Source organism: Cobetia sp. MM1IDA2H-1 (assembly GCF_002916775.2).
Lineage (GTDB): Bacteria > Pseudomonadota > Gammaproteobacteria > Pseudomonadales > Halomonadaceae > Cobetia > Cobetia marina.
The window spans coordinates 2,432,771-2,454,127 of record NZ_CM133225.1; the positions used below are offsets into that span (position 1 = coordinate 2,432,771).

Here is a 21,357-nt window from a genome sequence, read left to right on the forward strand (position 1 = left end):
TCTCCACCCCGGCCATGAGTTCGGGATGACAACAAGAAAACGCCCAGGGAAGACGCCATGAAAGATCCCATCACGACACCGCCGGCCAAGGCAGATGCCACGGTGTCATCGCAGGCCCCGTCATCACAGGTCCCGTCATCGAAGGCCCCATCATCACAGAGCGCCTCGAGCAGCATCACGCTTCAAGATATCGCGGCACATGCCAAGGTCTCGCGCAGCACGGTCTCGCTGGTGCTGCGCGAAAGCCCGCTGGTGGCGAAGCGCACCCGCGAGAAGGTCCATGACTCCATCAAGGCGCTGGGCTACGTCTACAACCGTGGCGCCGCCGCCATGCGCGGCAGCCGCACCGCGACCCTTGGCGTGGTGGTCTATGACATCGCCAACCCCTTCTTCGGCTCCATGGTCGCGGGGATCGATGCCGCCCTCCATCAGGAAGGCTATGTGTCATTTCTCGCCAACAGCGAGGATTCCCCTGAGCGCCAGCAGCGCTTCATCGAGCGCATGCGTGAACATCGTGTCGATGGCCTGTTGCTGTGCCCCGCCGAACACTCAGACCCGAACCTGATCCATCAACTGGCCGACTGGGGCATGCCCTGCATCCAGGTGATGCGCTACCTGGACGCCCCGCCCTTCGATTACGCCGGCACCGATTTCCGGCGCGTGGCCGAGATGGCCGTCAATCACCTCGTCAGCCTGGGCCATCAGCGCATCGCCTTCATCGGCGGCGCGGACCACTCGGTCAGTCATGACCGCTGGCTAGGTTATCAGGCCGCGCTGGATCATCACGGCCTGAGCTATCGCCGCCTGGTGCGCGGCAATGGCGTGACGCGGCGCGTCGGCCATGAGCTGATCAAGACCCTGATGCAGGAAAGCCCTCGCCCGACGGCCGTGGTCTGCCACAACGACCTCGTGGCCTTCGGTGCCATGCTGGGACTGCGCCAGATGGGGCTGGAACCCGGTCGCGACTGTGCCGTGATCGGCACCGATGATGTCGAGGAAGCCGAACTGGGCGACCCGCCCCTGACCAGTATCGCCACGCACCCCTACGCCATCGGGGAGCAGGCGGCGCGACTGGCATTGCGACGGATCGCCAATCCCGGCGGCGAGCGAGAAAGCGTCATCATGCCGCCGGAACTCAAGATACGCCGCTCCTGCGGGAGCCCTGACGACGCCATCGTCGAGACGCCTCGCCCGGACTGACGCCAACGCTTTCTCTGAACGGCGAGTCATGCCTGGAGAGCATCGACTAGCCGCGCACCCCCGAGCATGGACCGGCCGTCTGGAGACTGCCGGTCTGGCAAGCCGCAAGACAGAAAGACTGCAAGACGGAAAGACGCAAGGCACAACAACAAACAACGCCAAGGAAAACGCCATCATGCTGAATTGGATCAATCCAACTACGTCCACCCCTGCTATTTCCCAGCGCTCACCTGTGGGCGCCCGACTGTCCAGAGGGCTGAGCAAGGGCCTAGCCGTCGCGGCCACCACCGGCACCCTGCTGGGCGCCACGCTCGGCTTCTCGGCCAGTGCCCAGGCAATGGAGCTGCGCTTCGGCCACGCCGGCACCGAAGATACCGCCTACCAGCTCGGCGCCGAGCGCCTGCGCGACCTGCTCGCCGAGAAGACCGATGGCGACATCACCATGACCATCATGGGCAACTCGGTGCTGGGCCATGAAACCGAGATGTTCGAGCAGCAGATGGCCGGCGCGCTGGACATGTCCATCGTCAGCCCCGGGCTGATCACCGACTTCTCGCCCACCGCCAACGTGTTCACCATCCCGTTCCTGTATCGCGATGTCGACCACTGGCAGAAGGTGCTGGATGGCGAGGTCGGGGAAGAAATCGCCCAGAAGATCAGTGACGAGACCGATGTAAAGGTGCTGGCCTATTTCGGTGGCGGCAAGCGTCACATCGTCAGCTCGCGCGAAGTCACCTCACTCGATGACCTGCAGGGCCTCAAGCTGCGCACCAATCCGACCAAGCCGTTGATCGTCGCCTGGCAGGCACTCGGGGTCGAACCGAGCGTGGTGGCCTGGAAGGAGATCTACACCGCCATCCAGCTGGGCGCGATCCACGGCCTGCTCAATGAGCCGGAATGGACACTGCGCATGCGCTTCCACGAAGTCGCCCCCAACATCGCGCTGTCCGAGCACGACATCACCGTGCGCCTGCTGACCATGTCCAAGATGTCCTGGGATAACCTGGATGAGCAGCAGCAGAAGACATTGATGGAATCCGCGCACGAAGCGGCGGCCTACGCCCGCAAGGTGCAGCTGGAACAGGACGCGGCAGCCCTCGCGGAGCTGGAGAAGCAGGGTGCCAAGCTGCATGAGATCGACCGTGAGCGCATGCAGGAGATCGTCGCCGAGCCGCTCAAGGAAGTGATCGCCGAGATGGGACTGCAGGACATCTACGACAAGGTACGCGCCGTCAGATAAGGCATGTCAGGCGGGGCGCCTCACCTGCAGCCAACTCTGGCCTCAGGACAGGCGCCCCGCCACCTTCCTCTGCCCCTGGCGCACGTCACCTCGCGTGTCATCACTCTCGTGTCGTCGCTCTCCTTCCCTCGCACTCTTCTTGAAAGGACAGTGCCATGCCTTCTGTGCTCGCAGGGCTCTCACGCCTGAATCGGACGCTCGAACGTCTGCTCTATCTCGTCTTGCTGGTACTGCTGGCAAGCTTCATCGTCTTCATCATCTATCAGATCGCCAGTCGCAACCTGGCCTTCCTGCCTCGCCTGTTCTGGACCGAGGAATTCAGCCGCTTCGCCTTCCAGTGGATGGTGATGCTGGGCACCGCCGTCGGGGTGCTGCATGCCGATCACTTCGTGCTCGAAGCCTTCCCTCGCGGCAGTCGCGCCGACCTCGTCACGCGCTGGATCCGTGATCTCGCCTGCCTGCTGCTGGGGGTGCTGTTCATCGTCCACGGCAAGGACTTCGCGCTGTCGGGCCTGCGCCGCAGTGCCATGGCCTCGGGGCTGTCGATGATCTATGTCTATTCGGTGTTCACCGTCAGTGGCGTCTTCATCGTGCTGTTCAGTCTGCAGCGACTCTTGCATGCCTGGCTCTACGGCATGACCGCCATGGAAGCGGCACTCAATACGCCCAACGAGGCGGAAGAACTGGCGACGCCGGAGGAGACGCAGGCCGTCCTGTCCCCCGTCATCGCCGGCCATGCGCATGACGCCACTGATCGGAGAACACTGCCATGATGCCAATGGACTGGCTCTACCTGATGCCCTGGCTGCTGTTCGGCGTGCTGGGCATCCTGATCGTGACCGGCATTCCCATCGCCATGGCATTGGTGCTGACGGCGACCACGCTGATCCTGCTGGACCCGCGCCTGACCTACTGGATCATGTTCCAGCGCATGTACAACGGCATGGATTCCTTCGTGCTGCTGGCCGTGCCGCTGTTCCTGCTCGCCGGCAACCTGATGAATGCCGCGAGGATCACCGACCGCCTGATCACGCTGTGCATGCGACTGGTCGGCCACTTCCGTGGTGCGCTGGCCCACGTCAATGTGCTGGTCAGCATGCTGTTCGCCGGGGTCTCCGGCTCCTCCACCGCTGACAGTGCCGGCGTGGGCACGGTACTGATTCCGGCCATGAAGCGCGAAGGCTATCCGGTCAGCTTCGCCGTCGCGGTCACCGCAGCCTCCTCCGTGATGGGCACCATCATCCCGCCGTCGATCAACATGATCGTCTGGGGTGCGCTGACCAACACGTCGATCGCCGGCCTGTTTCTCGGCGGCATTCTGCCCGGCGTGATGATCGGTGTGGCTCAGCTGCTGCTCAATACCCGCTACGTGCGCCGCTACAACGTGCCGGTACGCAAGCGTGCCACCCTCAAGGAGCTGGCAAGCTCCGGCAAGGATGGTCTGCTGGCCTCAGGGATTCCGATCGTGATCATCGGCGGCATCACCCTGGGCATCGTGACGCCGACCGAAGCCGCGGTGATCGCGGTGGTCTACGCACTGGTGCTGGGCTTCGTGATCTATCGCGAGCTGGATCTCACCAAGCTGCTCAATGCCTCCACCGACACCGTCAGGCTGTGCTCGCTGTCGCTGTTCAGTCTGGTGGGCGCGGCCATCTTCGGGTATCTGATCAGCTTCTATCAGATTCCGCCGAAGCTGATGGCAGGCGTCAGCATCACGGACCCGACCGTGCTGCTCATCGTGATGACCATCGTGCTGCTGGTGATCGGCACCTTCATGGACGCCCTGCCCGCCATGGCGATCATGGCACCCATCTTCTACCCGCTGGCGATGGCGGCAGGCGTGCACCCCGTGCAGTTCGGTGTCATCGGCGTCATGGCGCTGGGCCTGGGGCTGATCACGCCGCCCTACGGCCTATGTCTGATGATTTCCGCCAAGATCGGCGGCATCCCCCTGCTCAAGGCCATGGCGACCACCATGCTGTACCTGGGCGTGATGCTGGCCGTGATCGTGTTGATGATCCTGTTCCCGGAATTCGTGCTTGCGATCCCGCGCCTGATCGCTCCCGATTTCGTCTAGCAGCCCCCTGGCCAGACAGACCTGTCTGTCTGGCCTCATGAACAAGAACGGCCACCCCGGTCTAGACACCGGGGTGGCCGTTCTTGTTTGAGTGGCGTACCCGCCGTCAGGCCAGTCTTTGGATCGCCATCTCGAGGCCACGGATTTCCGCCAGCCCTTTCATGCGCCCATACAGCGGGTACCCCGGGCGGGTCTCGCGGCGTGCATCGTCCAGGATGTGGTGGCCATGGTCCGGGCGCATCGGCAGGGGGGCTCCACCAGACGCCAGGCGGCGGCGCTCTTCTGCCACCAGCACACGGATGATCTCCACCATGTCCAGATCCCCCTCGAGATGCTGTGCTTCATGGAAGGAGCGCTTGTCCTCGCTGTCACGCCCGGTGGCTCTGAGATGAGCGAAGTGGATGTGAGAGGCAAAGCGGCGCGCCATGATGCTGAGATCAATATCCGGATTGGCACCGTAGGAGCCGGTACAGAATGTCAGGCCATTGGCCGGGCTGGGCACGACACCCAGCAGCCAGTCGGCATCCACCATGCTCGAGACCACGCGCGGCAGGCCAAACATCGGCCGCGGCGGATCATCGGGGTGAATGGCCATTCGAATGCCGACCTCTTCCGCCACCGGCACGATAGCCTTGAGGAAGGTGGCCAGATGCTGGCGCAGGCGCGCGGCGTCAATTCCGTCATAGGCCGCCAGCGCGGCGCGGAATTCCGCCAGGCTGTAGCCCTCTTCTGCACCGGGCAGTCCTGCAATGATAGTGCGGATCAGCCTCTCGCGACTGGCATCATCCAGCGTCTCGAGATGCTGCCGCGCGGCCTGCTGCTCCTCGCTGGTGTATTCGCGCTCGGCGCCGGGGCGCTCCAGCAGATAGAGATCAAAGGCCGCGAAGGCATCCTGATCAAAGCGCAGGGCCGTTCCACCTTCCGGCAGCTGCCAGGCGAGATCGGTGCGCGTCCAGTCCAGTACCGGCATGAAATTGTAGCACACCGTGGTGATGCCACACTCCGCCAGATGGCGCAACGACTGCTGGTAATTGGCGATATGGCGATCACTGCCGGGCGCTGCCTGCTTGATGCTCTCATGGACGGGAATGCTCTCGACCACCGACCACCTGAGACCGGCCGCCTCGATCTGCGCCTTGCGCTCGCGAATGGCGGCCAACGGCCAGACCTCGCCATTGGGTATCTCATGCAGCGCCGTGACGATACCTGTCGCGCCAGTCTGACGAATTTCCTCGAGCGTGATGGGATCCTCGGGACCGAACCAGCGCCATGTCGCTTCCATGTCATCTCCTTGACGGTCAAAAAAGGGGCGGACAACACCCACCGACAAAATATGACAACTTGTGTCAGGTGCTGCCATGCGACCTATGTCGCTGGCGATGACGAGCCGGCTCATGTCGCTTCCTGCCACCGACATGCTTCCTCATCGGAAAGCCGTATCGTGGAACTGGGCGAGACCACCTCTCGCACTGACACCCACAAAATAAATCCATCAATATCAACATATTGAGCGACATTACGAGTAACGAGAGCAGAACGTGACGCTCGCGTGCCCCACGACGTCCTTCGCGTGCCATGCCGGTCAGCCATGGTGATGAGTGCCATTTTCGCTTCCGACACTAGACTTATTGATCATCCAAAGTTGTCAATATTTGTTTGATCAGTCATCTCAAGCCCCCTATAGTGATCTCGGAAACCCCATCAGACGCACGTGTCGACTGATCACTCTGGCCAGGCACGTTGCCGAGAGCCGAGCCTCCTTACCCATAGACTGACGACGGACGCCATATGACTGCCATTACTTCTACCGAGCACGCCAGCTACGCCGAGCTCTCCTCCGTGACCCGCGAGCGTTTGATGCGCGCTTCCACCGCCTCTCTGCACACCCTGCTCTTCAAGCGTGGCCTGCGAAACACCTTCATCCAGAACGTGGTGCAGATGAACCGCAAGACGACTCACATGGTGGGCCAGGCCTTCACACTGCGTTATATCCCGGCACGCGAAGACATCGACACCGTCGCCGCCTTCCGCGACCCCAAGCACCCGCAGCGCCTGGCGGTGGAAACCGTCCCGTCCGGGCATGTCATGGTGTCTGACTGCCGTCAGGATGCCTCGGCCGCCAGTGCTGGCAGCATCCTGCTGACCCGCCTGGAGTATCGTCAGTGCGCCGGTTTCGTCTCCGACGCCGGCATCCGGGATTCCGGCGCCGCCGCCGAGATGAACCTGCCGATCTTCTGCGCCAAGCCCAGCGCCCCGACCAACCTGACCAAGCACCATGCAGTAGAGTTGCAGGTGCCGATCGGTTGCGGCGGCGTGCCGGTCTTCCCGGGCGACGTGCTGGTGGGCGACGCCGATGGCGTGATGGTCATCCCGCTTGAGCTGGCCGACGAGATCGCCGAAGAAGCCAGTCAGATGGAAGATTTCGAGGATTACGTGCTGGAGAAAGTCCGTAACGGCACGCCCGTGATCGGCCTGTATCCGCCGACGGACGAGGCCCGCGCAGAATTCGAACGCTACATGGCAGCCAAGCAGTAATCTGCATGTCGCCCATACCGTCTTGTCCACGGTAACCCCGGACGACAGGTCACGCCGGCCTGTCGTCCACCGCCCCTCCTGCATCAATGCGTATCGAGTGACCACAACCATAACAACACTGGAGTCGTGCCATGCTCTGTCAAGACAATCGCCAAGACACCCGTCAAGCCAACTCACGTCGTCTCACGCCGAGCGCTCGCTCAAGGACCCGCTCCCGTTCACTGCTGGCGTTGCTCGCCCCGATTGCCCTGTCCGGCATGGTCGCGGCCTCGCCCTTCGTCAGCACCGGTGTGCAGGCTGACTATCCGGTGCGTGACATCCGACTGATCGTGCCGTGGCCCGCCGGCGGCGGCGCCGATGCCATCAGCCGCAAGATCAGCAACCTGGCCGAGCAGGACCTGCCGAAATCGATCTACGTCGAGAACATCGGTGGTGCCATCACCGCCACCGGCCTGATGCAACTCAGTAAGGCCCGTCCGGATGGCCATACCGTCGGCGTGATGACCTATGACAGCATCATCACCCTGCCTCGCGGCAACCTGGTGCCCGGCTACTCGCTGGACCGCATGATTCCCTTCGCTCGCATCACCAAGGAAGCGGACGCCATCGTGGTATCCAAGCAATCCGGTTACGAGAATTATGAGCAGCTGATCGAGGCGGCACGCGCCAACCCCGGTACCGTGCGTATCGGTGTCGCCCCGCGAGGTTCCGGCCCCTACCTGGCAGTTCGCCGCCTGGAAGCCGCAGCCGGTGTCGAATTCAATGTCATCACCTATCCGGGCTCTTCCACCGCCGAAGCCGAGGCCCTGCTGTCCGGCGAGATCGACGGTGCCATCTCGAGCCTGGGAGACTTCTCCGGCATTCTGGAATCCGGGGATGCCCAGGGCATCGTCGAATTCTCGTCAGAGCAGAACCCCGCCTACCCGGAAGTGCCGCCGATGAGTGAACTGGGTGGCAATCTGGAAACCGGCAGCTTCATCGTGCTGGCCGTGCCCAAGGGCACGCCGGATGAGGTAGTCAGCACGCTGGAGAATGCCTACCACACGGCCTACGAGACACCGGAATTCCAGAAGTGGATCACGGGCGTCGGCGTCACGCCCAGCTGGCTGGGCGGCGATGAGGTCAATGCCTGGATCGAGGATTACCAACAGAAGACCTTCACCGCCATGGATGAACTCGGCCTGTAGACGTGCCGGCAAGCGGCACCACTGAGTGTCGATGCCACTCGACGTCTACCCGTCCTCCTTCACTTCCATCGTCAAGCGGCGTCCAGCAACGGGCGCCGCTAAGGAATTCTGTCATGTCCTCATCCGCTTCCCCTCCCCGACGCCACTGGTTGATCAGCGGGGCGACACCGTTGACGCTGGTCATGACGGCCGTCAGTGCGCTCTATCTGATCAGCGCCTTCCAGATGGCGCCGCCATTGGACAATGGCCGTCTGACGGCCTCGTTCTTCCCTGCCCTCATCGGGTGCATCGCGCTCGTGCTCTGCGTGGCCCAGCTGGTCAGCCAGCACCGCGCCAGCCGCGGCGCTGCAGCGGATGACGGCAAGGAGTCTTCCACGACCGACGGCGACGCCAGCGCACCGCTGTTCTCACCGGCGCTGCGCCTGATGCTGGTGACCGCCCTCTATATCCTGGCGTTTTCGCACTTGGGGTACCTGCTAGCGTCCGCGCTCTATGTCTTCAGCGTGATGCTGCTGTTCTCGGGGCGTGAGAAATGGATCAGCAAGGCATTGATCGCCTGCGCCATCTCCGCACTGGGCTATCTGCTCTTCGAACAACTCTTCAATGTCCACCTGCCGACCTTCGAGCTGTCCGCTCTCGTCGCCACGAGTGGAGGATGACGCATGGAATTCATCGCTCAGGTATTTTCAAGCTTCGCCCTGCTGCTGGACCCGGTCATCCTGTTCTACGTGGTCGCCGGCTTCGTCATCGGCACCATCTTCTCGGCCATTCCGGGCCTGACCGCCACCCTGGCGCTCGCCCTGCTATTGCCGCTGACCTATAGCCTGGACGTGACTACCGCCCTGATGGCGTGTGCCAGCATCTACATGGCCGGCATGTGTGGCGGCAGCATCACCGCCACCACCATCAACATCCCCGGTGCCCCCTCCTCGATGATGACGGCACTGGAAGGCTATCCCATGCAACAGCGTGGCGAAGGTGCCCTGGCACTGGGTCATGCCTCCTTTGGGTCGATGGTCGGCGGTAGTCTCGGCGCATTGCTGTTGATCGTGCTGGCACCGTTCATCGCCGAAGCCTCACTGCTGGTCAAGACCACCGGCAAGTGCGCGCTGATCGCCTTCGCGCTGATCGTGATCGTGGTCGCCCAGCGCGGCAACATCCGCAAGGCCGGCATCACCGCCTGCCTGGGCCTGATGCTGGCGACGATCGGGCTGGACGCCATGCAGCCACTGGCGCGCTTCACCTTCGGCATCAGTGAGCTGACTGCCGGGATCGACCTGATGCCGGTCATCATCGGCACCTTCGCCATCAGCGAGCTGCTGATCCAGGTCGGCAATCGCAAGAAGGACGCCGCCATCCGCCAGCAGCTCAAGGCCAGCCAACAGCTCAAGCGTCGTGATTTCATTCCGCCGCTGAGCGCCATTCGCGAGATCGGCATCGGCTGCTATCTGAAGTCGACGCTGATCGGCTACATGGTCGGCACCCTGCCCGGCGCAGGCGGTTCGATGGGCGGCTTCCTCGCCTACGTGGAAACCGTGCGCACCTCGAAGAAGCCCGAGAGCTTCGGCAAGGGCAATCCCCAGGGCATCGCCGCCGCCGAAAGTGCCAACAATGCCGTCTGTGGTGGCGCTCTGGTGCCGATGCTGACCTTCGGGATTCCGGGCGATCCGGTCACGGCCATCGTGCTGGGCGTACTGGTGATCAACGGCATCCAGCCGGGGCCGCAACTGATGGCGTCACAATCCGGACTGATCGCGCCGATGCTGGCCTCGCTGCTGTTCAGCGCCCTGATCCTGATTCCCCTGACGCTCTATCTGATGGGTCCCTACTTCCTGCGCATCGTCACCATCCGCAAGGACGTGCTCTACGGTGCCATCGCATTGCTGGCCGTCGTCGGCAGTTTCGTGGCCACCTACTCCGTGTTCCAGATGATGATGACGCTGGTGCTGGGCATCGTCGCCTACCTGATGCGCAAGCATGATTATCCGGTGATCACGCTGCTGCTCGGCTTCATTCTCGGCCCGAATCTGGAAGAGTTCCTGCGCCGCGCGCTGACACTCTCCAATGGCAACCCGATGACCTTCCTCACCACCCCGGACAGCCTGTTCTTCGTCGTGCTGACAGTGGTCTTCGTCTACTTCCTCGGTATCCGCAAGCCGGTGCAGTTGAAGCAGGCGGCCCCCGAGAAGGCAGGCTCGACGGGCTGAACGCTCCTTCGCGTCTCGCACCTGCGAGGCGCTGAGTGATCCAGGCAAGAGTCGCCTGAAACGCTAGACGTCGGTGAAAGACAAGACAGCCCGCCATCCATGATAGCGGGCTTTTTATGCGTTATCGCAAATAAACCGGACCCGAGTGATTCTCTTTCCGTGACTACGATATATTTACGTGACAAGTATCACATCGCATACTGGCCGGCGAAGACTCGATGAAATCAGTCCTCTCATACCAATATTGAATTGAATGATAGGGAACATCATATGAAATATTTCGCTGGCATTGCCATATCGTTTGGATTGTTTTCAGGGTGTGCCGCTCTGCAGTCAGAACCCGCTCACTACGACAATAAACAGAACGCTTTCCTGGCTCCTGGCTTCCCGATGGGACGCGTCAACAAGCCTGAAGGGTTCAATGTTGTCGCCATTGATTCAAGCAGCGAAGTCAAGGACTACACAGCTACCGCTGCGGATGGGCAAGCAAACGAGAATATGCAGGCTGTCGCTTGGAATACCACGGAAGATAACACCGCGGTAATGACAGTTGCAGCTTTCAAGCTGACCATTGGATCGCGCTACCTTGAAGAAACCGATACCGATGGCTACACGTTCCAGGGTAGACACAAGATTCAATACAAATTCTCTGATGGTCGTTTTCAGGATCTAGTGCCAGATACCAGCATGCTTCCACATTTAGCGCCTGATTGTGCAATATCCATTACTCTCGGTAGCAATAATGAACGCAAACGAATCGTCGGCACCTATATGGAAGGCGTGACCTGCTACGATCTGCCGTTGATCAATGATTATCATCGCGAGCAACTTCGCCAGAAAGCCTTCCGTCTGTTCGGTCTGAAATAACGCGACTCAGTACATGCCTCTGGCACCGCTTATCGCCAGAGGCATCGGTTGATTCTCACCCTCTACCGCCCCGGCTCACCTACCACAGCGCAATCCGCTCGCGCCTGACAGGCTCGTGACGACTCAGGAGAGGCGTCTGACGATAAATTGTGCAAGGATCTTGCAAACAGTTAGTAAGAACGATTAGCATTGCCAACCGTTAGATATAACTATTCAAGCAAGGGAATCCACGTGCATCTCCGTCTCCATCCGCTTACCGCCGCCGTCCTTTCCGCCAGCACACTGACTCTCGGCGCCACGAGCCATGCGCTCGCCGGCGACATGTCCACGCTTGTCGTCAGCGAAGACCGTCTTGAACAGAATGTCGTGATCAGCGCCGAAGAGATCGAAGAACGCCAGGCTCGTGACTTGGAAGACCTCTTCCGTGCCGAACCGGGGGTCAGTGTCGGTGGCGGCATCGCCATCGGCCAGAAGGTCTATGTTCGTGGACTGGAAGACACCAACCTGAACGTCACCATCGATGGCGCGCGTCAGGGTGGCTATCTCTTCCACCATACCGGCCGACTGACCATTGACCCTGCCCTGCTCAAGCAGGCGGAAGTCGATACCGGCCCTGCGACGGCGGATGATGGCCCGGGGGCGCTTGGCGGCAGCCTCCGCTTCGAGACCAAGGATGCGCAGGATCTGCTCAAGCCCGGTCAGGATATGGGGGCGCGCGTCTCCGTCGGTACCGAGAGCGCGGCGGACGCCACCTCCGGCACCACGGCGTTCTATGGTCGTCTGGGAGAGAATCTCGGTCTGATGGGATATGTCAGTGGCCGCAACAGCGATGATTATGAGGTCGGCGGTGGCGGTGAACAGGAGCAGACCGCAGGCCAGCAGCGCGGCTACCTGCTCAAGATGTCTCTGCTTGACGTCAATGATCAGGACCTGCGCATCAGTGCCGAGCGCACCACCGATCACGGCACCTACTTCACACGCCCTCACATGCCGAGCTTCAGCAGCCAGCAGCCGACCTATCAGGAAATGGAGCGTGAGACCTTTACCGTCAATCACGCCTGGCACCCGGGCAATGACCTGATCGATACGAAGACCACCCTCTATCACACCACCCAGGAACTGGATCGTGTCGAAAGTGGCAGCACCAGCCGCTCCCGCGAATTCGGCGCGGATGTTCGCAACACCTTCCGCCTGAAGACGGGTGATGTGGCGCATGCCCTGACGGCTGGCGTGGATTTCTATGATCAGGACACCCGTCGCTCCGATGACGCAGGCAGCTCTGGCCCCAACAACGAAGACACCTCACGCAACCTGGGAGTCTACGCCCAGAACCGCATGACACTGGGCCCGTGGGCTCTGTCCGTTGGCGCGCGCCTGGATGATTACGACAGTGATTACGGCGAGGCGGGTAGCGTCAGTGGCAGCGAGGTCTCCCCCAACGCGATTCTGAGTGTCGATGCCACTGACAACCTGACCCTGCATGCCGGTTACGGCGAGGCCATCCGGGGTGCCAAGGCGCGGGAAGTGATCCTGATCGGGGATGACGTCACCATCGCGGAAGGACTGGAGCCGGAACGCGCTCGCCAGCACGAGATCGGTCTCGATTGGCACCAGCAGGATGCGTTGACCCAGGGCGATCGCCTCGGCTTCGCGCTGACCGGCTTTCATACCGATATCGAGAACTACCAGGCCTATGATCGCGGCAGTGATCCGGCGGTGCTCTACAACCTGGATGGCGACGTCGAGAGTCGTGGCTATGAAGCCAGCGTGAACTGGGGAGTCGGTGGCTATGACACCCGCCTGGGCTACGCCAAGGTCGTCATGAAGAACAACGACGGCGACCCGCTGGGTGACGAGATGAACATCGGTGCCTCCACCGGCGACAAGTGGACCTGGGATCACCAGTACCGTCTTCCGCACCACGACATCACGCTGGGCTACACCCTCAATGCGGTGGAGCGCCTGGAGCGCGTGGCACAAGGCGATGAGGAAAAGCCGGGCTACGTGACGCACGACATCCGCGCCCAGTGGACACCGGCCGCCTGGCAGGATCTGACTCTGACCTTGGCAGTCAACAATCTGTTCGACAAGCGCTATAGCGATCACAGCAGCTACCTGCTCAGCAGTGGCGACAGCATGCTGGAGCCAGGTCGCGACATCCGGCTGGGTGCCAGCTACCGCTTCTGAGTTCATCCGCTGTTTGCGGGTCAGTCAGCCGATGCTCGCGATGCGTTGACCGTCAGATTGCCCCACAGGCCTGCCTGTGGGGCTTTTTCGTGTCCGGACCACCCGCCTTGCACCTGACGCGCCGGTGTCAGTCCGCCTGCTCGGTCTCGGCGTCCTGTTGCTTGGCCAGCTTGTGACCATCTTCTGACTGACCGATCTTCCAGTAGCTCGAGACATAGAAGTGGGACTTGGGAATCTCGTAGGCCTGCTTGAGGTGAGCACGTAGCGCACGCATGCTGCCGAATTCACAGGCCGCCCAGACAGAGATCTGACCTTCCAGTCTCGGCAACGAGGCTACCTTCTCCAGCAGCGGCTGGCCTTCCGGGTCTGGCTGCGGGTTGATCAGCCAGTGCAGCTCGATTCCCGGCGGGTGCTCAAGCGTCTGGATGTCAGCCGCATCCGGCACTTCAATGATGGCGTGTCCTCGGGCATCCGCCGGCAGCTCGGCCAGATTGACACTGATCGCCGGCAACGCCGTCATGTCACCCGCCAGCAGGAAGCTGTCGGCCGCCATGTTGATCAACTTCCTGGGCCCCGGGCCGCCGATGGTGATGCTGTCACCCGGCCTGGCACTGGCCGCCCAGACAGACGCCGGGCCTGCCTCTTCATGCAGCACGAAATCGACATCGATCTCGGTCGCGCGCTGATGACGAATGGTGTAGGTGCGCATCATTGGTCGCTCACCTTCCCCACGCGCGAAGACCAGCTTGATGTAGGCACTCTCCTGGTCTTCGGGAAGGGAGCCGATATTCTCGCCCCCCAGCGTCACGCGCAACATGTGTTCGGTGACACGCTGGGTACGAATCACCTCGAGGTCTCGCATCGCGGGCTTGGCCATCTCACGCACTCCTGTCGTCGTTGCCATTGGGCACATCAGCACTGAAATCCCCGCATGCGGAGACGTTGTCCATCATGCGAGTCGCCGTGTTCAGAAAGGTCGCGATCTCCTCATCACCGAGATCACCGGCCATGCGCTGGGCCGTCTCCTGTTCCAGCACCTTGACTCGCTCCAGCATGTCACTTCCCGACGCGGATACCTGCAGCAGCTGACTGCGCCGGTCCTGCGGATTCTGGTGTCGTGACACCAGCCCGCGGGTCTCCAGCTCGTTCAGGACGCGAGTGACACGCCCCTTGTCCTGCCCGAGCAGCTGCCCGACCTTGTGGGCGGTGCATTCGGGAACCCGGACGATGCTCTTCAACATCCGGATGTGCAGGACAGGCAAGTCGATGCCGTGCTGCTGGATGCCATCGCGGAGCTGCTTGCGATAGACGTGCATCAGACGATGCAGCACTTCATGCAAAGCGGTCGTTGCCATGGTCTTCCATCAGTTGGTTGCTAAATAGCAACTATATGCACAGTTGGTTGACACTGTCAACAAATATCCAAAGAAGACGTATTCTCATTGGATCGCCCAACTCAGTCGCCCATGTCAGTCGCGCCGGGCAACTCCGCCGCCCAGACGCATTTCATGCGCCATGAGAGGTGTGAATTCAACGACTTGTCCCATGGCCGCCACCCTCAGGAAACTGCTAATGTCGTGACTATCACTTCCGACACTCCACGAGGCATCAATGGCCGAACTCTGCCTGCTGTTTGACTCTGACGGGACTCTGGTAGACAGCGAAGTCCTGCTGGCAGAAGCGCTTGCCAGCACGTTACCCGGCTACGGCCTGCCCTTCACGGCCGCCCGGTATCTGGATCATTTCCGGGGCGTACGTTTTCGCAGCATCGTCGCGGAACTCGAGGCACATCATGGCGCGCTGGCCCCCGAGCGGCTGGATGAGATGGAGGCCCGCATGCGTGCCACCCTCGAGGACCTGATGGCGGCTCGCCTCACGGCCATGCCCGGCATGCCTCAGGCACTGGCGGAGCTCTCCGGCTACCCCTGCGGCGTGGTCACCAACGGGCCGGAACGCAAGGTACGCCTGGCGCTGGATACCACCGGGCTGGCGCGCTTCTTTGACGGCCATATCTTCAGTGCCTACACCCTGGGCGTCTGGAAACCGGACCCACGCCTCTATCGCCTTGCCGCCGAGCAGATGGGATTCGCGCCGCAGCGCTGCGTGGTGATCGATGACGCCGCCGTCGGCGTGAAAGCCGGGCTGGATGCCGGGATGCATGTCATCCACTTCGCCCACCATGAGGACGGCCTTGGCACGCCCTCCGGGGCACTGAAGATGCGCAGTGCACGCGAGCTTCCGGCGCTGATCAGAGAGATCTCGCAGCGCGTGGCACGCCTCGACCCCTGATCGGCCAGAGCCGGATTCCTGGAGAGCTGATGCACCGCGAACCGGCGCGCAAGACAAAAAAGCCCGCACGGAGGCGGGCAAGGAATGTCGGGACAGGACATTCAGGGCAGGGTCATCTTCCGACAAGGTCACCTTTGGGCAAAGACACGTCCTGCATGCTGCTGCATCAGGGGCGATGGCCCGAGTCAGTCACATGCATTTGCGCAAGGATGCCATCGCGGCGGGCAATGCTCGCACGCTTCTGACGACGCGGCCTTTCGGCCGGCGCTGAGCGCGGAGGCAGAGTTCCACGTGTGGTCCTGGGGGCTTTCCCGGGACCTTCTGCGAGCCTCTCTCCAGGGCTTTCTTCAGGGCTTTCCAGAGATCTTTTGAGTCATCGAGCGCGAGGCAAGGACGGGCTTCGTCTTGAGTCAGCCATTGATGGTGTTGTTGCTGGTCGCCAGACGCTCAATCACTCGAAATGCGGGGCTTTACACGCTGTCGTTGAGCGCGTGCTCTACTCGAGTTGCAGAAACACTCTTGCCAGCATCATTGGCCTGATAGCGGGCTTTCATCATCCCACCGGCGGCACCGCGCACGCCTTGCAGCGGCTGCTCCAGCGCCTGCTGCACACGCCCTGCCGAGGTGCTCATGCCGGTAGCGGCAAAGACGGCCCGCCGCGTGGACGCCGCGTGGGCGTGACCCGCGATCAGAGGCTCGCTCAAGGCAGCACGTACCCGGGCATCGGAGACGCTATCTTCTGCGTGACTGAGAGTGCTGACGGCAGTGAGCATGGACAGGCAGACAAGGGGAACCAGACGTTTCATTCAGAGAGACTCCAGGTGGTGTCGAGTGAGCACCCCAGGGGAGCGGCACTCGGGTAGAGGACGGCCGAGCCGTCCAATGGTGCTTCGGGCATGGCAGAGGCAACCTCTGCACGCCTTACAGGTTGAACTTCACCAGGGTGACGATGCGTGACAGGCCCTGAGCGGCGGCCAGAGACTCGGCGGTATTGCCTTGCTGATCCGCAATTCCGGGGTCGGCCCCGGCATCGAGCAGATGCCTGATGATGGTTTCCCGCCCGAACAGCGAGGCCATCATCAGCGCCGTCTGGCCACTGGCATTGCGATGATTCACATCACAGTCGGTATTGGCCAACAGCCAGTCTGCCGTCTCGACATGCCCACGAAAGGCCACGCCCATGAAGGCATTGCTGCCTCTTTCATCCACGGCACAGGCGTCCACCCCATACCCCTTGAGCAGGGCCAGAGTGCTGGTATGCCCGTAATAGGCAGCCATGATGAACGGCGTATAGCCGTGGGATTCCGTGATCGACAGGTCTCCGCCCTGGTCGTAGTAGCGTTCGATGGCGGCGTTGTCGCCCTCACGCGCGGCATCCATGATGTCCATGCCCTCGTTCGCCTGCGCCGGGAGGGCGAGCAGACTCATGACGGCGACGCTGAGCGCGAGCATCAAGGTGACAAGGTTCGTGATGGATTGCCTGATGGGGGCATTCACGGTCAAGGTCATGGGACTCTCTCCTCGAGGTTGGTCCAGAAATCGGTCGGGAAGATGGCAGGGAGGCATTGCCCCCCTGCCCTGTCACGCGACGCGTCAGATCACTTCTGCTGCGCGTCGATCAGCTCCTCGACATCGTCCATGTCCACGTGAGCGACCTTGGCCAGACGCTCGCCGTATTCGTGGTCGGCCTGATAGAAATAGCTGACCATGATGTTGCGGATCTCGTCGTTCTTGACCTTGCCCAGATCCCCACCCAGCACCTCGATCAGGTCATCCTGATCTTCCTCGGAGAAGGAGCGGTACAGCTCCCCGGCCTGAGCGAAATTCTGCTCCTTGCCGATGGGCTGCTGCTGGGTAGTGCCATTGAGGGTGTAACGCTTGTATTCGTACTGGCTGTCGTCCACCAGCGAGTCAGCGTTGCGGCTCGGCTGGTAGTTGATGGAGCCGGAACGCGGAGCGGAGTAGCCCGCGCCATCCTGATGGTTGTTGTGGACCGCCACCTTGGGGGCGTTGACCGGCAGCTGAGAGTAGTTGGCCCCCAGGCGGTAACGCTGGGCGTCGGCGTAGGCGAACAGGCGCCCCTGCAGCATGCGGTCTTCCGACGGCTCGATGCCCGGTACCAGGTTGGCCGGCGACATCGCCGCCTGCTCGGTTTCCTGGAAGAAATTGTCCGGGACGCGATTCAGCGTCAGCTCACCGACCTTGCGTGCCGGGATCAGGTCTTGCGGCCACAGCTTGGTGGTATCCAGCGGGTTGAAGTCGAAGCTGTTCAGTTGGCTGGGGTCCAGCGTCTGGATATAGAGATCCCAGACCGGGTCATCGCCTTCGTCCAGATGGGTGTAGAGATCATCCGTCAGGTGATTGAAGTCGGTGGACTGCACCTTGGCGATCTCTTCCGGCGACATGCCATGGTTGCCCTGACGCGACTTCCAGGTGAACTTCACGTATTTCCAGTCACCTTCGCCATTGACGAACTTGAAGGCGTGGACCCCGGAGCCATCCATCTCACGCAGGCTGGCAGGCACGCCCAGCGGTGAGTACAGATAGGTCAGCATGTTGGTGCTTTCCGGGATATGGCTGAAGAAATCGAAGTAGCGATTCGGGTCCTGCAGGTTGGTGCGGGGGTCAGGTTTCAGGGCATGGATCATGTCCGGGAACTTCATCGCATCGCGGATGAAGAACACCGGGAAGTTGATGCCGACCATGTCCCAGTTGCCCTGGTCGGTATAGAACTTAACGGCGAAGCCACGCGGGTCGCGCAGGGTCTCGGGCGAGCCCTTGCTGTTGATCACGCTGGAGAAGCGCACGAAGACCGGCGTCACCTGGCCCTTGTCCTGGAAAGGTGCCGCGACGGTCAGGTCGGTCAGATCCGCGGTGGCACGGAACTCACCGTAGGCCCCGATACCGCGCGCGTGAACCACGCGCTCCGGAATGCGCTCACGCTCGAAGTGCCCCAGCTTTTCCAGCAGGTGGTGATCCTGCAGCAATGTCGGGCCATTCGGACCTGCGGTCAGGGAGTCCTGGTTGTTGCCGATCGGCGCACCATTGGAACGTGTCATCACTTCCTGCTGCGCCAGACTGCTTGCAGAAAGCCCCAGCGCCATCACGGCTGTCAGGGTCTTCATGGGAAAACGTACGCTCAGCATCTCGGAAATTCCTCGTCAAATCAGGGAGTAACGAGGCGAGGAGTATTCGCGAGAAGTTCCCATAGCAAAAATAAATAATAGCTAACCCTGAAATAGCGAAAAACTAATACGATGCAGGATCAGCACCAATTACTTCCACTCTCAAGCAAGGACTGTGGCGTAGTTTCCTGTTCGCGGGCCAAGCTTGCCGCGTGTGCCTTGAGCCAGATGTCCCGATGACGAGGCTTTCAAGCCAGAGGTAAGAATCGCCTGCCTTGAGCGAAAGCTTTCCCATGGCCTGAACGCCAGCAGAGCTGGCCACGATTGTTGCACCCAGCTATCCAATCCAGGCATACATTCCCGTCATACATTCCCGTCATACATTCCCGTCATACATTCCCGTCATACAAACCAGGCATGCAATCCAGGCATCGCGAAGCCTCAGGCCGTGGCCCACCGTTACCCCGGAGGCGCTCTGATTCGCTCCACTGCCAGAAACGACAACGGCCCCTCATGTTGAGGAGCCGTAAGTGAGGAGCCGTTGTCGTCAAGTCTTGCGACAGATCTTTCAGCGCATCCAGCCACTACGCCTGGCGCTTCGCCTTCTTCGACTTGCGCTGAAACGCCGGCATGTCATCGATGACCAGCACCGGATTCAGCTCTTCCTTGGGGAAGTCATTCTTGAGCCAGCGCAGCATGGAGAGCGCCAGAATCAGCATCACCGGAATCATCGGCAGCGCCACCACGATGGTCGAGGTCTGCACGGTCTGCAGGCCACCCAACTGGATCAGCGCAACCCCGACGGCCGCGATCAGGAAGGCCCAGATCAAGCGGAACGAGCGCTTGGGCTCCTGATACCCGGACAGCTTGCGTGACGTCACCGAGGCCAGCACGTAGGCCGAGCTGTCCAACGTGGTCGCCAGGAAGATGAAGCACAGCAGGATGAAGGCCACCGTGACCAGCTTGGCATACGGTAGAGTCTGCAGAATGCCTTCCACCGCCAGCGGGATACCGCCACTGTCCAAGAGCGCCTTGATGTCTAGCGCGCCACTGATCTGCAGGTCCAGCGCGTAACCACCCCACACCGCGAAGAACACCCAGGTCCCCAGCGAGCCGAACACCAGCTCCGCGATGATCAGCTCACGGATGGTACGGCCGCGCGAGATACGGGCCACGAACAGGCCCACCATCGGCGCGTAGGCAATCCACCATGCCCAGTAGAAGACGGTCCAGTCCTTCCAGAAGGTGGAATCCCCCGCCGGGTCGGTCCACAGGCTCATCGGGATGAAGTTACCCAGGGTCTTGCCGAGGCTGTTGACGAAGCCTTCGACCATGAACTGGGAGTCACCGACGATGAAGGTGAAGGCCAGCAGGAAAATCGCCAGAATCACGTTGACGTCGGAGAGGATCTTGATGCCCTTGGCCAGACCGAACCAGACACTGGCCGAGAACATCGCCGTCCAAATGCACAGTACCGCGACTTCCAGGCCGAAGTTGGCTTCCATGCCGAGGATGCCGCTGACCAACTGTGACACCAGAGGTACCGCGAGCCCCAGCGAGGTGCCGACGCCGCCGACGATCCCGAACACGACGATGGAATCCAGCAGCACGCCCCAGGCGCCATCCGCATGACGGCCCAGTACGCCGCGCGAGGCGACGGACAGACGCACGCCATCACGCTTCTTGACATACATGGAGTAGGCGATCGGCAGACCCGGCAGGCAATAGAAGGCCCACGGCGTCAGCCCCCAGTGGAACTGACCGAAGGTCAGCGCCCACTCCGCGGCCTCACGACTCTTGGCCGCCACGTGATAGGCCGGCGAGGTGTAATAGTAGATCGGCTCGACCCACGCCCAGTTGACGATCGCGATGCCCATCCCGCAGGTGAAGATCATCGCCACCCAGCTGAAGTAGGAGAAATCGGGCGTGTCTTCTGCCCCACCCAGACGGACGTTGCCGTAGCGGCTGAATGCCAGCCAGATGAGGAATCCGACGACACTCAGGCCTGCCACCAGATACAGCCAGCCGAACTTGCCGGTCGCGAAGGCGAAGGCGGCATTGATCAGCGCGGTGCTGGCTTCCGGGAACAGGATGACGGGACCGATGAAGGCCATGATGACCAATACGGCGGGAATGAAGACACGGGGGTCCAGATGATCGCCATCACTGGCGGGGGGAACGGCTTCTTGCACGACTACCACCTTAGTGAGAAAGCCCGAGCAAGAGAGGCGAGACGTCGCTTTTGCTCGGGCAGTTCGCTGTGTTCAATAATTTTTCGTAATGAAAAGAGCGCGGTATTATACATTTTTTCATTCCACGCGCATTATACTTTCCCGGCAACCGCGGGGAGCATGAATCGCGACACGGTATTTTCTCATTCATACATGAATTTCATTCATCAATCTTGCGCTACACACTCCCCCTCCTGCACTCTCCGCGCGCC

The 21,357-nt window shown here is 61.5% G+C and carries 18 protein-coding genes; 11 read left to right on the forward strand and 7 right to left on the reverse strand.

Annotated elements, in window-relative coordinates:
• The first annotated feature begins 57 nt into the window (after positions 1-57).
• The 4 genes from BOH68_RS10345 to BOH68_RS10360 all read left to right on the forward strand — a co-directional run bounded on the left by BOH68_RS10345 (position 58) and on the right by BOH68_RS10360 (position 4,517).
• Positions 58-1,200, forward strand: coding sequence for a LacI family DNA-binding transcriptional regulator (locus BOH68_RS10345; protein WP_077377590.1), 1,143 nt, complete (start codon positions 58-60; stop codon positions 1,198-1,200).
• Positions 1,201-1,375: 175 nt separating this feature from the next.
• A complete protein-coding gene (locus BOH68_RS10350) occupies positions 1,376-2,440 on the forward strand; it encodes a TRAP transporter substrate-binding protein (RefSeq protein ID WP_077377593.1) in 1,065 nt (354 codons plus the stop codon).
• Positions 2,441-2,595: 155 nt separating this feature from the next.
• Positions 2,596-3,213: a TRAP transporter small permease gene (locus BOH68_RS10355; RefSeq protein ID WP_077377595.1), complete on the forward strand. Its 618-nt coding sequence runs from the start codon at positions 2,596-2,598 to the stop codon at positions 3,211-3,213.
• Positions 3,210-4,517 (forward strand): TRAP transporter large permease, encoded by a 1,308-nt coding sequence (locus tag BOH68_RS10360; RefSeq protein WP_077377598.1) that lies wholly within the window; start codon positions 3,210-3,212, stop codon positions 4,515-4,517. The genes BOH68_RS10355 and BOH68_RS10360 overlap by 4 nt, the downstream gene beginning before the upstream one ends.
• 106 nt (positions 4,518-4,623) lie before the next feature.
• On the opposite strand, the gene uxuA is transcribed toward BOH68_RS10360, so the two are convergent.
• Positions 4,624-5,799: a mannonate dehydratase gene (uxuA, locus tag BOH68_RS10365; RefSeq protein ID WP_077377601.1), complete on the reverse strand. Its 1,176-nt coding sequence runs from the start codon at positions 5,797-5,799 to the stop codon at positions 4,624-4,626.
• Between the two features lie 506 nt (positions 5,800-6,305).
• Here uxuA and BOH68_RS10370 point away from each other — a divergent pair.
• The 6 genes from BOH68_RS10370 to BOH68_RS10395 all read left to right on the forward strand — a co-directional run bounded on the left by BOH68_RS10370 (position 6,306) and on the right by BOH68_RS10395 (position 13,500).
• A complete protein-coding gene (locus BOH68_RS10370; protein ID WP_077377604.1) occupies positions 6,306-7,052 on the forward strand; it encodes a ribonuclease activity regulator RraA in 747 nt (248 codons plus the stop codon).
• Positions 7,053-7,183: 131 nt separating this feature from the next.
• Complete coding sequence (locus BOH68_RS10375) at positions 7,184-8,239, forward strand: Bug family tripartite tricarboxylate transporter substrate binding protein (protein ID WP_240499698.1); 1,056 nt, start codon at positions 7,184-7,186, stop codon at positions 8,237-8,239.
• Between the two features lie 113 nt (positions 8,240-8,352).
• The gene (locus BOH68_RS10380; protein ID WP_077377607.1) at positions 8,353-8,898 is read left to right on the forward strand and encodes a tripartite tricarboxylate transporter TctB family protein; all 546 of its coding nucleotides are present in this window, start codon (positions 8,353-8,355) and stop codon (positions 8,896-8,898) included.
• Positions 8,899-8,901: 3 nt separating this feature from the next.
• A complete protein-coding gene (locus BOH68_RS10385) occupies positions 8,902-10,446 on the forward strand; it encodes a tripartite tricarboxylate transporter permease (protein WP_077377610.1) in 1,545 nt (514 codons plus the stop codon).
• Positions 10,447-10,716: 270 nt separating this feature from the next.
• Positions 10,717-11,313 (forward strand): hypothetical protein, encoded by a 597-nt coding sequence (locus BOH68_RS10390; RefSeq protein ID WP_077377613.1) that lies wholly within the window; start codon positions 10,717-10,719, stop codon positions 11,311-11,313.
• A gap of 231 nt (positions 11,314-11,544) precedes the next feature.
• Complete coding sequence (locus tag BOH68_RS10395; RefSeq protein ID WP_077377616.1) at positions 11,545-13,500, forward strand: TonB-dependent receptor domain-containing protein; 1,956 nt, start codon at positions 11,545-11,547, stop codon at positions 13,498-13,500.
• Positions 13,501-13,627: 127 nt separating this feature from the next.
• Here BOH68_RS10395 and BOH68_RS10400 read toward each other — a convergent pair whose 3' ends face one another.
• Both BOH68_RS10400 and BOH68_RS10405 read right to left on the reverse strand, forming a co-directional pair.
• Entirely contained in the window at positions 13,628-14,377 is a 750-nt protein-coding gene (locus tag BOH68_RS10400; protein ID WP_077377619.1) for a siderophore-interacting protein, read from the reverse strand.
• 1 nt (position 14,378) lies between these two features.
• Positions 14,379-14,855, reverse strand: coding sequence for a MarR family winged helix-turn-helix transcriptional regulator (locus BOH68_RS10405; RefSeq protein ID WP_077377622.1), 477 nt, complete (start codon positions 14,853-14,855; stop codon positions 14,379-14,381).
• A 256-nt stretch (positions 14,856-15,111) separates the two neighbouring features.
• Between BOH68_RS10405 and BOH68_RS10410 the strand changes: the two genes are divergently transcribed.
• Positions 15,112-15,789, forward strand: coding sequence for an HAD family hydrolase (locus BOH68_RS10410; protein WP_077377625.1), 678 nt, complete (start codon positions 15,112-15,114; stop codon positions 15,787-15,789).
• Between the two features lie 470 nt (positions 15,790-16,259).
• Here BOH68_RS10410 and BOH68_RS10415 read toward each other — a convergent pair whose 3' ends face one another.
• From BOH68_RS10415 to BOH68_RS10430, 4 genes are all read right to left on the reverse strand, one after another.
• Positions 16,260-16,595 carry a hypothetical protein gene (locus BOH68_RS10415; RefSeq protein ID WP_077377628.1) on the reverse strand — a complete coding sequence of 112 codons (336 nt, stop codon included), beginning with the start codon at positions 16,593-16,595 and terminating at the stop codon, positions 16,260-16,262.
• Between the two features lie 115 nt (positions 16,596-16,710).
• Positions 16,711-17,298, reverse strand: a complete 588-nt coding sequence (locus tag BOH68_RS10420; protein ID WP_170877455.1) for an ankyrin repeat domain-containing protein — start codon at positions 17,296-17,298, stop codon at positions 16,711-16,713.
• 89 nt (positions 17,299-17,387) lie between these two features.
• The gene (locus BOH68_RS10425; protein WP_279854845.1) at positions 17,388-18,935 is read right to left on the reverse strand and encodes a catalase; all 1,548 of its coding nucleotides are present in this window, start codon (positions 18,933-18,935) and stop codon (positions 17,388-17,390) included.
• Between the two features lie 563 nt (positions 18,936-19,498).
• Positions 19,499-21,106, reverse strand: a complete 1,608-nt coding sequence (locus tag BOH68_RS10430; protein ID WP_219815834.1) for a BCCT family transporter — start codon at positions 21,104-21,106, stop codon at positions 19,499-19,501.
• Between the last annotated feature and the right edge of the window lie 251 nt (positions 21,107-21,357).

Coding starts and splice junctions, on each gene's coding strand:
- BOH68_RS10400 (WP_077377619.1), bottom strand. CDS start 14,377: ATGGCCAAGCCCGCGATGCGAGACCTCGAGGTGATTCGTACCCAGCGT.
- BOH68_RS10370 (WP_077377604.1), top strand. CDS start 6,306: ATGACTGCCATTACTTCTACCGAGCACGCCAGCTACGCCGAGCTCTCC.
- BOH68_RS10355 (WP_077377595.1), top strand. CDS start 2,596: ATGCCTTCTGTGCTCGCAGGGCTCTCACGCCTGAATCGGACGCTCGAA.
- BOH68_RS10405 (WP_077377622.1), bottom strand. CDS start 14,855: ATGGCAACGACCGCTTTGCATGAAGTGCTGCATCGTCTGATGCACGTC.
- BOH68_RS10420 (WP_170877455.1), bottom strand. CDS start 17,298: ATGACCTTGACCGTGAATGCCCCCATCAGGCAATCCATCACGAACCTT.
- BOH68_RS10345 (WP_077377590.1), top strand. CDS start 58: ATGAAAGATCCCATCACGACACCGCCGGCCAAGGCAGATGCCACGGTG.
- BOH68_RS10350 (WP_077377593.1), top strand. CDS start 1,376: ATGCTGAATTGGATCAATCCAACTACGTCCACCCCTGCTATTTCCCAG.
- BOH68_RS10390 (WP_077377613.1), top strand. CDS start 10,717: ATGAAATATTTCGCTGGCATTGCCATATCGTTTGGATTGTTTTCAGGG.
- BOH68_RS10375 (WP_240499698.1), top strand. CDS start 7,184: ATGCTCTGTCAAGACAATCGCCAAGACACCCGTCAAGCCAACTCACGT.
- uxuA (WP_077377601.1), bottom strand. CDS start 5,799: ATGGAAGCGACATGGCGCTGGTTCGGTCCCGAGGATCCCATCACGCTC.
- BOH68_RS10425 (WP_279854845.1), bottom strand. CDS start 18,935: ATGCTGAGCGTACGTTTTCCCATGAAGACCCTGACAGCCGTGATGGCG.
- BOH68_RS10410 (WP_077377625.1), top strand. CDS start 15,112: ATGGCCGAACTCTGCCTGCTGTTTGACTCTGACGGGACTCTGGTAGAC.
- BOH68_RS10415 (WP_077377628.1), bottom strand. CDS start 16,595: ATGAAACGTCTGGTTCCCCTTGTCTGCCTGTCCATGCTCACTGCCGTC.
- BOH68_RS10385 (WP_077377610.1), top strand. CDS start 8,902: ATGGAATTCATCGCTCAGGTATTTTCAAGCTTCGCCCTGCTGCTGGAC.
- BOH68_RS10360 (WP_077377598.1), top strand. CDS start 3,210: ATGATGCCAATGGACTGGCTCTACCTGATGCCCTGGCTGCTGTTCGGC.
- BOH68_RS10380 (WP_077377607.1), top strand. CDS start 8,353: ATGTCCTCATCCGCTTCCCCTCCCCGACGCCACTGGTTGATCAGCGGG.